10 protein-coding genes are annotated in these 15426 nt (G+C 73.3%); 4 read left to right on the top strand and 6 right to left on the bottom strand.

Features of this window, described 5'->3' with window-relative positions; all coding sequences use genetic code 11:
* Nucleotides 1–76 precede the first annotated feature (76 nt).
* Together APR04_RS06840 and APR04_RS06835 are read right to left on the bottom strand one after the other, a co-directional pair.
* A complete protein-coding gene (locus APR04_RS06840) occupies nt 77–1612 on the bottom strand; it encodes an aminopeptidase P family protein (RefSeq protein WP_253868770.1) in 1536 nt (511 codons plus the stop codon).
* 13 nt (nt 1613–1625) lie between these two features.
* Nucleotides 1626–2453 carry an alpha/beta fold hydrolase gene (locus tag APR04_RS06835; RefSeq protein WP_253868768.1) on the bottom strand — a complete coding sequence of 276 codons (828 nt, stop codon included), beginning with the start codon at nt 2451–2453 and terminating at the stop codon, nt 1626–1628.
* A gap of 175 nt (nt 2454–2628) precedes the next feature.
* On the opposite strand from APR04_RS06835, the gene APR04_RS06830 reads away from it, so the two are divergent.
* Complete coding sequence (locus APR04_RS06830) at nt 2629–3477, top strand: PHP domain-containing protein (RefSeq protein ID WP_253868766.1); 849 nt, start codon at nt 2629–2631, stop codon at nt 3475–3477.
* A gap of 35 nt (nt 3478–3512) precedes the next feature.
* Here the strand turns inward: APR04_RS06830 and APR04_RS06825 are convergent, their stop codons facing one another.
* The 3 genes from APR04_RS06825 to APR04_RS06815 form a co-directional block, all read right to left on the bottom strand.
* Nucleotides 3513–3809 (bottom strand): DUF1905 domain-containing protein, encoded by a 297-nt coding sequence (locus tag APR04_RS06825; protein ID WP_253868764.1) that lies wholly within the window; start codon nt 3807–3809, stop codon nt 3513–3515.
* 134 nt (nt 3810–3943) lie between these two features.
* A complete protein-coding gene (locus APR04_RS06820; protein ID WP_301312199.1) occupies nt 3944–5593 on the bottom strand; it encodes a DEAD/DEAH box helicase in 1650 nt (549 codons plus the stop codon).
* A 312-nt stretch (nt 5594–5905) separates the two neighbouring features.
* Nucleotides 5906–6127, bottom strand: a complete 222-nt coding sequence (locus APR04_RS06815) for a DUF3107 domain-containing protein (RefSeq protein WP_253868762.1) — start codon at nt 6125–6127, stop codon at nt 5906–5908.
* A 223-nt stretch (nt 6128–6350) separates the two neighbouring features.
* On the opposite strand from APR04_RS06815, the gene APR04_RS06810 reads away from it, so the two are divergent.
* From APR04_RS06810 to APR04_RS06800, 3 genes are all read left to right on the top strand, one after another.
* The gene (locus APR04_RS06810; RefSeq protein ID WP_253868761.1) at nt 6351–7478 is read left to right on the top strand and encodes a DUF3152 domain-containing protein; all 1128 of its coding nucleotides are present in this window, start codon (nt 6351–6353) and stop codon (nt 7476–7478) included.
* Nucleotides 7479–7635: 157 nt separating this feature from the next.
* Nucleotides 7636–10935, top strand: coding sequence for an ATP-dependent helicase (locus tag APR04_RS06805; RefSeq protein WP_372496076.1), 3300 nt, complete (start codon nt 7636–7638; stop codon nt 10933–10935).
* Complete coding sequence (locus tag APR04_RS06800) at nt 10932–14393, top strand: ATP-dependent helicase (RefSeq protein ID WP_253868757.1); 3462 nt, start codon at nt 10932–10934, stop codon at nt 14391–14393. Before APR04_RS06805 ends, APR04_RS06800 begins: the two co-directional genes overlap by 4 nt.
* 37 nt (nt 14394–14430) lie before the next feature.
* On the opposite strand, the gene APR04_RS06795 is transcribed toward APR04_RS06800, so the two are convergent.
* A complete protein-coding gene (locus APR04_RS06795; protein ID WP_253868756.1) occupies nt 14431–15351 on the bottom strand; it encodes a phosphotransferase in 921 nt (306 codons plus the stop codon).
* Between the last annotated feature and the right edge of the window lie 75 nt (nt 15352–15426).

The raw sequence follows: 15426 nt of genomic DNA, 5'->3' as shown, positions 1-15426 counted from the left end.
GGATGGGATGAGCTCGGTCGGTCAACCGACCGAGCTCATCCCATCCGACCGAAGTCACTGCCGTGCCGCCAGGGGATCAGCGCAGCGACGCCATCCAGGCCTCGATGTCCTCCGCGCGACGGGGCAGCGCCGCCGAGAGGTTCTCGTTGCCGTCCGCGGTGATCAGCACGTCGTCCTCGATGCGCACGCCGATGCCGCGGAACTCCTCGGGCACGGCGAGGTCGTCGGCCTTGAAGTAGAGGCCGGGCTCGATGGTGAACACCATGCCCGGCTCCAGGACGCCGTCGAGGTAGAGCTCGCGCCGGGCCTGGGCGCAGTCGTGGACGTCGAGGCCCAGGTGGTGGGAGGTGCCGTGCACCATCCAGCGGCGGTGCTGCTGACCGTCGTCCGCCAGGGCGTCGGCGGCGGTGACGCCGTCGGGCAGGAAGCCCCACTCCTCGAGACGGGCCGCGATGACCTCCATGGCGGCCGCGTGGACGTCGCGGAACTTGGCACCGGGCCTGGAGACGGCGAACGCCGCGTCGGCAGCGTCGAGCACCGCCTGATAGATCTTGCGCTGCACGTCGCTGTACTCACCGTCGACGGGCAGGGAGCGCGTCACGTCGGCGGTGTAGAGCGAGTCGACCTCGACGCCGCCGTCGAGCAGCAGGACGTCGCCGGGGTGGATCTCGCCGTCGTTCCGGATCCAGTGCAGGGTGGTGGCGTGCTCACCCGAGGCCGCGATGGTCTCGTAGCCGACCGCGTTGCCCTCGAGGCGCGCGTGCCCGTCGAAGGTGGTCTCCACGACGCGCTCGCCGCGGCGGTGCTCCTTCGCTGCGGGCAGTGCTCGGATGACGGCCTCGAAGCCCTCGATGGTGCGCGCCACCGCCTCGCGCATCTGCTCGATCTCGTACTCGTCCTTGACCAGGCGCAGCTCGGAGGTCACCTCGACGAGCTTCTCGTCGGTCAGCGCGTTCTCGTCCTCGCCGGCCTCCAGGCGCAGCTCCTCGACGAGCGACTCGACGGCGTCGTCCGCGCCGGTCACCACGAGGAGGTGCACGCCGCCGTCGCCCACGTCCTTCGCCAGGGCGTCGCCCAGCTCGTCGATGTGGCGGGCCTCGATGCCGGTGAGCGCCTCGACGTCGGCCAGCGACGGGCGGGCACCGACCCAGAACTCGCCGTAGCGGGCGTCGGCGTAGAACTCTTCGTTGTCGCGCGGTGCGAGGGGGCGCACGTACAGCACTGCGTGGTGGTTCGCGCCTGCGTCGCCGGAGCCGGACTCGACCGGGTGCAGCACCAGGACGGCGTCCGGCTCGCGGTCGGTGCCCAGCCCGGTGAGGTGCGCGAACGCCGAGTGCGGCCGGAACCGGTAGTCGGTGTCGTTGGAGCGGGTCTTGAGCGAGCCCGCCGGGATCACGAGGCGCACGCCGGGCAGACGCTCGGAGAGAGCGGCTCGCCGCGAGACCGTGTGCGGCGCGGCTGCCGATGCCGTCAGGCCCAGCTCGGCACGCGGGGCCCACTGCGACATCACGAAGTTCTTGAACGCGGTGGAGGCGGGGCGGTGTGAACGGTTGGACCCGCGGTCGGCGGTTCCCTGCTCGTCAGGCTGCGATGTGGTGGTGGGCTCGCTCATGCGCCCCAGTGTTTCACGCACGCCGCTCGAAGTCCGCAAGCGCCTTGGTGAGCACGCGGTTGAAGGTCGAGGGGGCCTCCATGTTGACGTCGTGGCCCGCACCGGGGATGACCACGAGCGACCCGTACCGGGCCGCTGCGAGGTGCCGCTGCTCCTCGATCCGCATGGCGTCGCGAGCGCCGTTGACGAACCAGAGGGGGACCTGCGCCGCGCGTACGTTGGCGATCGACGAGCGTCCGGCCAGGTGGGTCAGTGCGTCGGTGACGACGTCCCAGGCGGGGTGGTACGGCTCGGCGGTCTGGTGCGGCGCGATATCGACGCGGCGGAGGTCGGCACCGCCGGGTGGGCTGCGGAGGGGGCGGAGCGCGGGCACGGAGAGGCGTGCGCGGTGCACGCTCGGGCGCACCACCCTGCCGGTCACGCGACGAGTGAGGTAGGCGGCGTTCGCCACGCTCTTCGCGACGTCCCGGTACAGCCGGACCGGCTTGCCCTTCGGGTCCGAGGTACAGCCGGCCGCGAGCACGCCCACCAGGCGGTCGGTGGTGTCGGGGCGGGCAGCCCAGGCGAGCGAGGTGTAGCCGCCAAGGGACAGCCCGACCATCGCGACCGGTCCCGGCGGGAGGCCGGCGACGGCCTCGTCCAGCGCTTCGAAGGCGCCGTCCATGCTGAACCGGTCGTGGCGCCGTGCGCCGTGTGCGGGCAGGTCCACTGCGACGGCCTCGTGGCCGGCGGCGCGCACGTGGGCGAGCTGGTTCTCCCAGATCACGCCGGAGCTGCGCACACCGTGCACGAAGACGACGCTCGTGCTGGCGTCCTGCGGGGGCTGGTTGCAGCTTTTCATCCCTTCGATGATGCATTATCGGCTTGGGCAGGCGGCGGACGGCGGCGGAACAGCCCGTGAACGTGCTGTGTGGGCTTTTTACCCGCGCGCCGGGCACCGGCGGGGGTGCCGCACCTCACGCCGCCGTGACCCGCCAGCGGCCGCGACCGGGCCGGGGGATCTCTACGCTGGTGGAGTGATCGACCTCCATACGCACTCCACCGCGTCAGACGGCACCGACTCGCCAGCGCGCCTGGTGGAGGTCGCGGCGCTGGCCGGCGTCACCACGCTGGCCATCACCGACCACGACACGACGTCGGGCTGGCCAGAGGCCGCGGAGTCGGCGGGCCGGCATCAGATCGGCCTGGTGCGCGGCGCCGAGATATCGGCGCTCGCCAGGACCCCCGGGTGGGGTACGGGTGTGCACCTGCTCGCGTACCTGCACGACCCGACGCATCCCGACCTGCTGGCCGAGACGGAGCGCACGCGCGACGACCGGACGTCCAGGGCCCGGCGCATGGTGGACCTGCTCGGTGAGGACTACCCGATCACCTGGGAAGACCTGCTCGCCCAGACGAAGTCGGGGACCACCATCGGCCGTCCGCACATCGCGGACGCGCTGGTGGCGGCGGGCGTCGTGCCCGGCCGTGACGAGGCGTTCGCCACGATGCTCCGTCCCGGCACCCGGTACTACGTGGGCCACTACGCGCCCGACGCCGTCGCCGCCGTCCGGGCGATCCGCGCCGCCGGCGGGGTCCCGGTCTTCGCGCACCCCGGGGCCGACGCGCGGGGTCGGGTGGTGCCCGACTCGACCATCGAGGAGCTCGCCGCAGCCGGTCTCGCGGGTCTCGAGGTCGACCACCGCGACCACACCCAGGACGGGCGCCGACGGCTGCGCGACATCGCAGGGTCGCTGGACCTGCTGGTCACGGGCTCGAGCGACTTCCACGGGGAAGGCAAGAAGAACCGCCTCGGCGAGAACACGACCGCGCCGGACGTGCTCGAGGCGATCGCTGCGCAGGGGGCGCTCGAAGTACTCAGGTGACCTGGACGGGTTCTGCCGGGCCCGCGGCGGACATCTCAGATGTCGATGGTTTCTAGGGCTACCGTCACCGGCCGCTCCGGGGTCAGGTCCTCCGCCTGCCGAACCTTCTTCTTCAGGGGCAGCACGTAGCCGCCGTCGCGGTCACTGGGGAAGACGGAGGTGGTCCAGGTGGTCCTCCCGACCGTCACGCGCACCCGGATCGAGCCGAACCCGCGTGGAGGCAGCGGGAGGTCGGCCAGCTCGTCGGAGTGCTCGGGTGGCACGGTGACGAACCACCAGGAGTCGGTACGTACCTGCCACTGCCACAGGACAGCCGTGAACTCGATCTGCACGGGAGCAACCTAAGGGCTGACACGCTGGCTGGACCTGAGGCACACCGCCCCCGACGAGTTCGGTCGGACGGGATGAGATCGGTCGGTTGATCGACCGATCTCATCCCGTCCGACCGAACTCATGCCACGGCTGGTCAGTCCTGTGCCTCGCCGCCACGCGTGCGGCGGCGGTTGCGGCTCCGACGGCGGCGCTGACCGGCCTCGTTCTCGCCGCTCGACGCCGGGCGCTCACCCGAGTCGGCGCTCGTGGCGGCCGGCGCACCGGCGTCCTGCCGGGTGGCCACGCGCGGCTCGCTGTGCGAGCCGCCCTGCCGCCCGCCGGAGCGCGGTGCGCCGGAGCGCGGTGCGCCAGAGCGGGGTGCGCCGGAGCGTGGGCCGCCGTTGCGCTTGCCGGTCTCGCCCAGGTCTTCGACGACCTCGGCGTCCAGCCCGGCGAGGTGCTGCGCGGACCGCGGCAGGCGGCCCTTGGTGCCCTCGGGGATGTTCAGGTCGGCGAACAGGTGCGGCGACGTGGAGTACGTCTCGACCGGCTCGGGGTACCCGATCTCGAGCGCCTTGTCGATGAGCGACCAGCGCGGTACGTCGTCCCAGTCCACGAAGGTGACGGCGGTACCGGTGTTGCCCGCGCGGCCGGTGCGGCCCACCCGGTGCAGGTAGATGCGCTCGTCCTCGGGGCACTGGTAGTTGACCACGTGCGTGACGTCGTCGACGTCGATGCCGCGGGCGGCGACGTCGGTGGCGACGAGCACGTCGATCTTGCCGTTGCGGAACGCGCGCAGTGCCTGCTCGCGTGCGCCCTGGCCCAGGTCGCCGTGGATCGCGCCTGACGCGAAGCCGCGCGTCTGCAGCTCGTCCGCGACCTTCGCGGCCGTGCGCTTGGTGCGCGCGAACACGATGGAGCGGCCGCGGCCCTCGGACTGGAGCAGGCGGGCCAGGACCTCGACCTTGTCCAGGGCGTGGGCCCGGTACACGACCTGCTTGATGTTCTTGACGGTCGCGCCCTGGTCGTCCGGCTCGGCGGCCCGGATGTGCGTGGGCTGCTTCATGTAGCGGCGGGCCATCGAGACCACGGCGCCCGGCATGGTGGCGCTGAACAGCATGGTGTGCCGCTGCGCGGGGGTACGGGCGAGGATCTTCTCGACGTCGGGCAGGAACCCGAGGTCGAGCATCTCGTCGGCCTCGTCGAGCACCACGGTCGCCGCGCGGAGCAGCGTGAGGTGGCCCTGGTTGAGCAGGTCGATCATGCGGCCGGGCGTGCCCACCACGACGTCGACGCCGGTCTTCATGGCCTCGATCTGGGGTTCGTAGGCGCGGCCGCCGTATACCTGCACGATCCGCACGCTGCGGTGGGAGGACGCCGTGCTCAGGTCGTTCGCGACCTGGACCGCGAGCTCGCGCGTGGGGACCACGACGACGGCCTGCGGCTTGCCGGGAGCGACGAGCTCGTCGTAGCCGGGCTCGCCGGGGGCGACGACGCGGTGCAGCAGCGGCACGCCGAAGCCGAGCGTCTTCCCGGTACCGGTCTTGGCCTGGCCGATGATGTCGTGGCCGCTCATCGCGACGGGCAGGGTCATCGCCTGGATCGGGAACGGATGGGTGATGCCCGAGTCGTTGAGCGCCGCGACGATCTCAGGGCGGACGCCGAAGTCCGCGAACGTCACGTTCTGCGCCTGGATGGCGGACGGGCTGGAGTAGTCGGGTCCCGAGCTGATCGTCGGCTCGGGACTTGTCGTGATGACCGCGTCTGCGGCCGGGGTGTCTGTGGTAGTCACTGGCGCCTTCATCTCTCGCGGCGCGGTGGGCCCTCATGGCCCGGCGATCGCGCCTTCGTGCGGCAGCCGATCGTGAAAATCATCGCGCGCCGGGATTGACCCAGGCTGCGCGTCCTGTCGGGGCGGCCTCCTGGGAAGACCGAAGCACAGGCTCGGGGGTCGGAACGTGACGACCGGGCAACCGATGTACGCCATTCATGGTACGCGCACGATGTTTCCGTGCGGTTAGCGAAACACGTCAACCACCCCGTTAGTAATGAACGCCACGTGGCGGACGGCCCCTGCGGGCGTGCCGTCCGCCACCTGGCGTCAGGGACAACTCGCTCAGACCGCGCCGAAGCCGACCTTGCGCTGCTCCTCGGAGCCGATCTCGACGTAGCCGATCGCGGCGCCGGGGATGATCACTTGACGGCCGCGGGAGTCGGTGAGCTCGAGGGGGCCACCGGTCAGGGCCTTCTTGACGGCTGTCGCGACGGCGTCCGCGCTCTCGTCCGTCTCGACCACGACCTCGCGCGGCAAATTCTGCACACCGATGGTGACGTCCACGTTTACTCCAGTTCGGTCGGGGATTGCGCCGTGTGCCCGGTGATCCGGGGACCCGGCCTGTCGATCCTAGTCACGCTCCGGCGCCGTCGGCCCTCGGTTTCGCCGTGAGCCGACAGGACGTGCGCCACGTGGCCCACCGGACCGGGGCGGGCGGGCGCGATCACGCGACTCCCTGTGGACAGAGGCATGGGCTCGCGGGCGTGTGCGTGGCACCATGGTCGGCGTGAGCAGTCCGTCCTTCCACCGGCGTACCGGCAGGCACGCCACTGGCGGCGTGCCCGTCGGTCTCGGTGCGGAGGGCGTAGGCGCCGGTCGTCCCGCGGCGCGGAGCGTCAAGCGGCGCCCTGCCCAGAACCCCCGGCGTTCGATGATCGCGCTCAGCCTGTGCCTCGCGGCAGGGCTGGGCGGAGGCATGGCGGCGACCATGAGCACAGAGCCGGACGCGTCCGCCGCCGTCGTCGCAGGGGCGGTCGAGGACAGCCTTGGCGTCGAGGCGGGCGACGCGGTGCGCAGCGCGTACGAGGCCGCCAGGTCCGGTGACCGCACGTCGCCACCCGCGCAGGCGCTCTCGTCGGAGGCCACCTCGGAGGCCGCCTCGGAGGCCGACGTCGCCTCGGGCACGGGGCCAGGGGTCGGCGCCGCCGGCGCGGAAGGCTTGCCGGAGCCGGCGGCTTCCGGGCTGCCCGCGCCCGTCGCCTCGGCGCCGGCGGGCGGGTCGTCCCCCGAGAGGTCGGCGCCGCCGTCGCCCGGCCCGAGCCCGAGTCCCAGCGCTGGTCCGACGCCGGAGCCCGGCTCCGGCCTGATCGGTTCGAGGTTCGATGTCGAGCAGAAGCTCTCGGGCAAGCTCGTCGTGGCGAGCGGGTCCCGGCGTGCGCCCGCCGACGGGAAGGTCTGGCGGGTCCAGATCACCGTCGAGAAGGGCCTGCCGGTGGACCCGGAGGTGTTCGCCGAGTCGGTGCTGGCCACCCTGAACGACCCGCGCGGCTGGAACGCGGCGGACGGCTCCACCTTCGCCTGGACCGACTCGGAGCGCTACGACGCCCGCGTCGTGCTCGCGAGCCCTGACACCACCGACGAGCTCTGCCTCCCGCTGGACACGATCGGCGAGCTCTCGTGCGGCATCGAGGAGACCGCCGTGCTCAACTTCAAGCGCTGGGCCACGGGGTCCCAGGCATGGGAGAGCACCTCCCGCTACCGGCAGTACCTCGTGAACCACGAGGTGGGGCACGTCATCGGGTACCGCCATGACCTGTGCGCCGGCGAGGGGAAGCACGCGACGATCATGGTGCAGCAGACCACGACGACGAGCGGCTGCATCCCCGAGCCCTGGCCCGTCCCCGACGCGGGTTGAACAGGCCCCTGCGGGATGAATCGGGCATTCGTGACGCCTCCGCGCGGGGCGTCGGGGACTGTCAGTGGCTCGTGGTTCGATCGTCCGCGTGACACCGACCCTCGCTCTCGCACCTCGGCTGACGCCGCCCGGGACTCGTCCCGACGCCGCGGTCTCCGTGCCGCTCGACGACACCCAGGCGGCCGCCGCCGAGGCTGCGCTGAGCCACCGTGCGACGCTGGTCCTCGGCGCCCCCGGCTCGGGCAAGACCACGGTCACCTGCGAGGTCGCAGTGCGGGCCCTCGCCTCGGGTATGCGGCCGGAGCGCGTGCTGGTCCTCGCGTCGTCACGGCGTGCGGCGGCGCGCCTGCGGGACGAGGTGGCGGCTCAGGCAGGGCAGACGGTCGGCGCACCGATGGTGCGCACGGCGTCGTCGGCCGCGTTCGCGGTACTTCACAAGCGGGCCGCGGCGCTCGAGCAGCCCACACCCACCCTGGTCTCGGGTCCGGAGCAGGACCTGGTGCTGGCCGAGCTGCTCGCCGGCCACGTGGCAGGAGAGGGGCGGCCGCTCGTGCTGCCGGTGGGCCTGCCGGAGGAGTCGCTCGGCCTGCGTGGCCTGCGCCAGGAGCTGCGTGACCTGCTGATGCGGGCCGCCGAGCGAGGCCTCGGGCCGGTCGAGCTCGACGAGATGGGGCGCACGAACGATCGCCCGGAGTGGGTCATGGCCGCGCAGCTCTACGAGGAGTACCTCGACACCATGGCGCTGCGGCTCGCCACGCCCGACGCAGGGCCGCGCTACGACCCGGCGGTCGTGATCGACGAGGCTGCTGAGTCCCTGCGCTCCTGGTCGGACGAGGTGCCTGGTGTGGCCCGTCCGACGTGGGACCTGGTGGTCGTGGACGACTACCAGGAGGCGACGGCCGCGACGGTCCGCCTCCTGCGGGTCCTGCACGACGACGGTGCGCGTCTGGTCCTGCTCTCCGACCCTGACTCCGCGGTCCAGACCTTCCGCGGCGCCGCACCGGGCCTCACCGGCCGGGCCGCCGCTCCTGCTGGTCCTGGCCGTGCCTTCGGCGCCTTCGACGCCGAGACGGTGGTGCTGGGGACCGTCTGGCGGCAGTCACCCGAGCTGCGCGCGGTCACGCGTGCGGTGACGAACCGGATCCCGGTGTCGGCGAGCGCGCTGCACCGGCGCGCGACGGCGTACACGGCCGAGCCTGCTGCCGACGAGCCTGCCGATGATGAGCCGGCCACCGACGAGTCGGCCCCGGGCCAGGCCTCGGACACCGTGGGAGAGACGCCCGCGGCCGCGGGGATGCCCGCAGGGCACGCACCGTCCGTCCAGGTGGCGGTGCTCTCGGGTGCGGCACAGGAGGCGGCCTGGATCGCGCGGGAGCTGCGGGCCGAGCACCTGCTGCGGGGCACGCCCTGGGAGCGGATGGCGGTCATCGCCCGCAGTGGCACGCGGTTGGGGGCGCTGCGGCGTGAGCTGGTGTCGGCCTCGGTGCCCGTCGCGCTGCTCGGTTCGGACCTGCCGCTGCGTGACGAGCCCGCCGTGGCGCCCATGCTGGCGGCCGTGAAGACCTGCGCGGGTGCGCCGCGGGGAAGCCTGGAGGCGCTGATCGCAGAGGAGCTCGACGGCGATGAGCGCGTGCTGGACCCCGAGACGGCGGCGTTGCTGCTCATCTCACCGATCGGCGGACTCGACGCCGTGGCGCTCCGCCGGTTGCGCCGCGCACTGCGGTCCGACGAGCTGTCGGCCGGGGGCGGTCGTACCTCGGACGCCCTGCTGGTGGAGGTGCTGGCCGACCCCGCACGTGCGGCGCTGCTGCCCACGCAGGTGCGACGAGGGCCGCTCGCGGTGGCCCGGGTGCTCGCCGCCGGGCGCGAGGCCGCTGGGGAGCCGGGCGCCACCGCGCAGACGGTGCTCTGGGCCGTGTGGGCGGCGACCGGCCTGGCCGAGCGGTGGAGTGCCGCCGCCCTCACCGGTGGTCCGGCGGGCCTGCGGGCCGACCGGGACCTGGACGCCGTGCTCGCCCTGTTCCGAGCGGCCGAGACGTTCGTGGACCGGATGCCGGGCGCTCCGGTCGCCGCGTTCGTCGACTACCTGGCGTCTCAGGACCTCCCTGCCGACTCCCTGGCGGCGTCCGCCCAGGGTGCGGGCGCCGTGGAGGCACTGACACCCCCGGGCGCCGCGGGGCGGGAATGGGACGTGGTGGTCGTCGCCGGCGTGCAGGACGGGGTCTGGCCCGACCTGCGCCTGCGTGACTCCCTGCTCGGCTCGCAGGCCCTCGTCGAGCTCATCGCCGGCCGGTCGGAGGACGGTCGGGTGGTCGGCGCCGAGGCGCGGCGCCAGGTCCTCACGGACGAGCTGCGTGCCTTCGCGGTGGCGGTCTCCCGCGCCCGCCGGCGCCTCCTGGTCACCGCCGTCGAGGACACGGAGGAAGCGCCCAGCGTGTTCTGCGACCTGGTGTCCCCGCGGGACGACGGCGGCGACGGGCCCGACCCGCGACGGGTACCGGTCGGTCCGCCGCTCGATCTGCGCGGCGTGGTGGCCGCCGCCCGCTCGGACCTGGTGCGGGCGGCCGCGCTGTCGGCGTCGGGCAGCCAGCCCGCTGCCGCGCTCCTGGCGGACCTCTCGGCAGCGGGGGTCGCCGAGGCGGAGCCGAGCACCTGGTACGGCGTTGCCGGGGTGTCGAGCGAGGTGCCGCTGTGGGGGGCGCAGGACACGGTGACGGTGTCGCCGTCGAAGGTCGAGACGGTGACCACGTGCGCCTTGCGCTGGGCGTTCGAGGCGGCGGGCGGCACCAAGCCGGACGACACGCACCAGACGCTCGGCACGCTGCTGCACTCGATAGCACAGAGCCACCCCAAGGGTTCGCTCACCGACCTGAAGAAGGAGCTGGACAGGCGCTGGCCGGAGCTCGCGCTGCCCGACGGGTGGCCGTCGCTGCAGCTTCGCAAGCGCGCCGAGCGCATGGTGGTGCGGCTGGCGGACTACCTGGCCGACTCGGGCGAGCCGCTCCTCGTCGAGGCCGACTTCGACCTGCAGGTGGGGCGCGCGCGGCTGCGCGGCCAGGTCGACCGCGTCGAGGATGCGGGCGAGGGCGGCGTGACGGTGGCCGACCTCAAGACCGGCAAGACAGCGGCCAGCAAGGACAAGGCGGTGGACAACCCGCAGCTCGGCGCCTACCAGCTCGCTGTGGAGGAGGGCGCGCTCGACCTGCCCGACGGCGCGGTCAGCAAGGGCGCGAGCCTCGTCTACGTGGGCACGGAGACGGTGTCGGCGAGCGTGCGCAACCAGCCGGCCCTGGTCCCGGACGACGAGGGCAACAGCTGGGCACGTACCGCCGTGGAGGGCGCGGCCGACACGATGGCCGCGGCCGAGTTCGCGGCCAAGAAGAACGACCTGTGCGAGATGTGTCCGGTGCGACACTCGTGCCCGCTGCAGCCAGAAGGACGGAAGGTGGTCGAGTGACCGGGCACGAGCCGGAGGTCCGGCTGTCCGCGCGGGCGATCGCGCGGCTCCTCGGCCGTCATGACCCCACCGACGAGCAGGTCCGCATCATCGAGTCGCCCCTGGAGCCAGCGCTCGTCGTGGCGGGCGCAGGCTCGGGCAAGACCGAGACCATGGCGGCGCGCGTGGTGTGGCTCATCGCCAACAGGTTCGTCCAGCCCGAGCAGGTGCTCGGCCTGACGTTCACGCGCAAGGCCGCCGGCGAGCTCACCCAGCGCGTGCAGACACGGCTGGCGCAGCTGGGCCGGGCACTGGGGGAGGAATCGGGCGAGGCGCTCGCCGGCCTGGACCTCGACCGGCCCACCGTCGCCACCTACAACGCCTACGCCGCCTCCCTGGTCGCCGACCACGGCCTCCGCCTCGGCGTCGAGCCCAGTGCTCGCCTCCTCGGCCAGGCCGAGCAGTGGCAGCTCGCCTCCCAGGTCGTGGAGTCCTGGGACGAGGACCTCGGTACCGACAAGGCGGTCAGCACCGTCACCGGTGCGGTCGTTGCGCTGTCCGGCGCGCTCGGCGAGCACCTCGTCGACCCCGCCGACGCCCGCGACCGGCTCACCGAGATGGCCGAGCACCTCGAGTCCATCCCGCTCGGTCCGAAGCAGAAGAAGCGCACCAAGGACGTCGACAAGCTCATCGGCTCGGTCGCCGAACGGGCACGGTTCGTGGACCTCGTCGTCGAGTACCGCCGCCGCAAGCGCATCGCGGAGGCGCTCGACTTCGGCGACCAGGTCGCCTTCGCCGCCCAGCTCGCCCGCGAGGTGCCGATGGTGGGCGCCGCCGAGCGGGCCCGGTTCGAGGTGGTCCTGCTCGACGAGTACCAGGACACGTCCTACGCCCAGGTCGAGCTGCTGTCCGGCCTGTTCGGCGGTGGGCACCCCGTGACCGCCGTCGGCGACCCGCACCAGTCCATCTACGGGTGGCGTGGCGCCTCCGCGGCGGGCCTCGCCCGCTTCCCCGGCCGCTTCCAGCGCGACGACGGCGTCCCCGCCGCCGTCCACTACCTCTCGACGTCCTGGCGCAACGACGCCGCGGTGCTCTCCGCCGCCAACGTCGTGTCCAGCCCGCTGCGCTCGCGGTCAGGGGCGGGCACCAACGTCGAGGTGCCTCCGCTGGACCTGCGCCCTGGAGCCGGCGAGGGCGTGGTGTCCGCGCACGTCGCCGCCACCCTGGAGGAGGAGGCCGACGCCGTCGCCGAGTGGGTGGCGGCACGCTGGCGCTCCGGCACGCACCCGGACGGACGCTCCACGGCGGCAGTTCTCTGCCGTGCGCGGGCCCAGTTCGCCACCATCGAGGTGGCGCTACGCCGCCGCGGCCTTCCGGTCGAGGTGGTGGGCCTGGGCGGTCTGCTGTCCACGCCAGAGGTGGTCGACGTCGTCGCGCTGCTCCAGGCCGCACACGACCCGTCCCGTGGTGACTCGCTGCTGCGCCTGCTCACCGGCCCGCGCCTCAACCTCGGCGCCGCAGACCTGCACGCGCTGGGGTCCTGGGCGGCGGACCTGGCGCGTATGGACGACCCGCGCCGGGCCGCGGCGGCCGCTCGGGCGAGCGACGGTGCGGAGGGCGCCGACGACGATCCCCGTGTGGTGGAGGGTGACGTCTCCGACCACCGCTCGATCATCGACGCGCTCGACGACCTTCCGGTGGCGGGGAGGCCGGCCCGTGACGGGCGAGTGCTGTCCGAGGACGCGCACCAGCGGCTGGCCGCGCTGGCCCGGCTGCTGCGCGACCTGCGCGGCCTCACGTACCTCTCGCTTCCCGAGCTGGTGGTCCAGGCGGAGCGCGCGCTCGGGCTCGACGTCGAGGCGGCCACGGCGCTCGCCCTGGCGGGCGCAGGGGTCGGCGGAGCCGTGAGCGATCGCGGGCGCGAGCATCTCGACGCGTTCCGGGACGTCGCCGCGTCGTTCGCCCAGTCGTCCGACACGGCGACCCTCGGTGCGTTCCTCGCCTGGCTCGGGGTCGCAGGTGAGAAGGAGCGCGGCCTCGACATGCCGGTGCGCGAGCCCGACCCGGACGCCGTCCAGGTGATCACGGCGCACGCCGCCAAGGGCCTGGAGTGGGACGCGGTGGCGGTGGCGGGCCTTGCCGACGGGGCCTTCCCCACGTGGGACAGGGGTTCGCGGTCGGGGGAGTCGTCCTCGGGCTGGCTGTCCGACCTCGGCGAGCTGCCCTACCACCTGCGCGGTGACGCGGACGACCTGCCTGCCTTCGCCTGGGAGCACGCCTCCGACACCAAGGACCTCGTCGCGCTGCGGGACGAGTTCAAGCTCGACTGCGGCGAGCACCGCCTCGCGGAGGAGCGCCGGCTGGCCTACGTGGCGTTCACGCGTGCCCGGCGGGAGCTCTTCCTCACGGCGTCGTGGTGGGGCACCGCGAGCCGCCCGCGCGGTGTCTCCCCGTTCCTCGTCGAGCTGGCCGAGGCGGGCCTGGTCGCGACAGACCTCTGGGCGCCCATGCCTGACCCGGACGCCGAGAACCCCCGCAACGCGGAAGAGCTCACGGCGGTCTGGCCCACGCCGGACGGGCGCCCCGACCGGCCTGGAACCGACGGAACCACCGGAACCGACGGAACCGACCAGGCCGGGACCGACCAGGGCACGGCCGGCGGTCAGCTCCGGACCGCCCGGGACGTCCTGCGCGCCACGGCCAGGCTCGTCGACGAGGCGGCGGAGGAACGTCTGGTCGCACTCGCCGCCATGCGCCTCCCGACCGGCGTCCTCACCGCGCCGCAGGGCGCCCTCACCGATGCGGCGGGTCACGACCTCGTCGACCTCGCCCGCATGCTCCTGGCGGAGCGTGACCGGCACGCGGACCGGGAGGTCGCGTTCCCCGCGCACGTTTCGGCGTCCGGACTGGTACGGCTGGCCGCGGACCGCGAAGCGTTCGCGCTGCAGCTGCGCCGCCCCGTGCCGGTGCAGCCCACCGTGCACGCCCGGCGGGGTACGAGGTTCCACGAGTGGGTGGAGCAGTTCTTCACCTCGGCCACGCTGCTGGACGTCGACGACCTGCCCAGTGCCGAGGACGAGGACCTCCCGGAGGACACCGACCTCGAGAAGCTGCGCGACACCTTCCTGGGGTCCGAGTGGTCAGCCCGCACGCCTGTGGCCGTAGAGGCCGACGTCGAGACGCCGGTGGCCGGCGTCATGCTGCGGTGCCGCATGGATGCGGTCTTCCGGGACCCGCCCAGGGGGCCGGACGCCGTGGTGGTCGTGGACTGGAAGACCGGCCGTGAGCCCCTCGACACCGCGGCGCGGGCCGCCCGCGAGGTGCAGCTCGCCGTGTACCGGCTGGCGTGGTCCCGCTGGACCGGGGTGCCGCTGGACCAGGTGAGCGCTGCCTTCTACTACGTGGGCTCGGACACGACGGTCCGGCCAGAGCGGCTGCTCGACGAGGCGGAGCTGGAGGCGCTCATCCGGGGCGAGTAACGCTGTCGTCCACGCGAGCGTGGCCGACAGGCGGAGCCTAAGCGCCCTCTTCGAGCGTCGCCTCGTCCAGGTCCTCCAGCATCGACGTCGCGTCCTCGACCACCTCGGGCAGCCGGTGCCGCACGCCGTGCAACAGCCACCGTGCGAGGGCCAGCTCGCCCACGAGCATCGCGCGCTCCGCGAGGCGCGAGTCGCTCAGCTCGGTGCGGCGCAGCTGGTAGGCCTCCATGATCGAGTCGACCGCCTCGATCGGGGCCGCGGCGATGAGCCAGGCAAGATCGTCGGCCGGGTCGGCCACGCGGGCCTCCGACCAGCCCGAGACCGCCACGACCCGCTGCCGGTCCACGAGCAGCTGGTCCGGCGCCAGGTCGCCGTGCGCGACGACCGGCTTGAACTTCCAGAGGGACACGTCCTCGAGCGCCGTCTCCCAGCGTCGCAGCAGCGTGGATGGCACCCGCCCGGTCCTCGCGGCCTCGTCCACCTCCGTGAGCCGCCGCTCGCGGTACTCGGTGGCCGTGTAGCTGGGCAGGCCGCACGTCTCGACGACGGAGGTCGGCAGCTCGTGGATGGCGGCGATGGCCCGGCCCAGGTCGGCGGCCAGACCGGGGCCCGACTCCAGCGCCTCGACGTCGAGGTTGCTGCCGATGATCCGCCGGTGCACCACCGCCCGGCCACCTTCCGGCAGCAGGGCGTAGCCGGCGACCTGCGGCACGACGAACGGGAGCACCCCCGTGTCGATGTACAGGCGGAGCGCGTCGAGCAGCTCGATCTCCGCCTCCAGAGCCGCGCCGGCCACCGTGGTGCGCGGTGCGCGAACTACCCATTCCTGGTCGTCCTGGCCCGTGACGACGGCTACGTCGTAGTCGCCGACGAGGTCGCCGACACGGACCGACTGGGCGTCGAGACCGGGCACGGCGGCGGTCGAGAGGGCGGCGAGGGCGAGGGGCGTGCGGGACACGTGCTCACCGTATTGCAGTGTTCGCGTGCCATGGCACAGCGCGGTGGTGTGTCCGTGCTCCCGCGTGGACCGGAG

Origin of the sequence: Promicromonospora umidemergens (genome assembly GCF_024171995.1) — a bacterium.
GTDB classification, from domain to species: domain Bacteria; phylum Actinomycetota; class Actinomycetes; order Actinomycetales; family Cellulomonadaceae; genus Promicromonospora; species Promicromonospora umidemergens.
This window is presented reverse-complemented; position numbering and strand designations above follow the sequence as displayed.

Excerpts from the sequence above, each read along its gene's own strand:
- APR04_RS06820 (WP_301312199.1), bottom strand. The coding sequence starts at position 5,593 with ATGAAGGCGCCAGTGACTACCACAGACACCCCGGCCGCAGACGCGGTC.
- APR04_RS06835 (WP_253868768.1), bottom strand. The coding sequence starts at position 2,453 with ATGAAAAGCTGCAACCAGCCCCCGCAGGACGCCAGCACGAGCGTCGTC.
- APR04_RS06840 (WP_253868770.1), bottom strand. The coding sequence starts at position 1,612 with ATGAGCGAGCCCACCACCACATCGCAGCCTGACGAGCAGGGAACCGCC.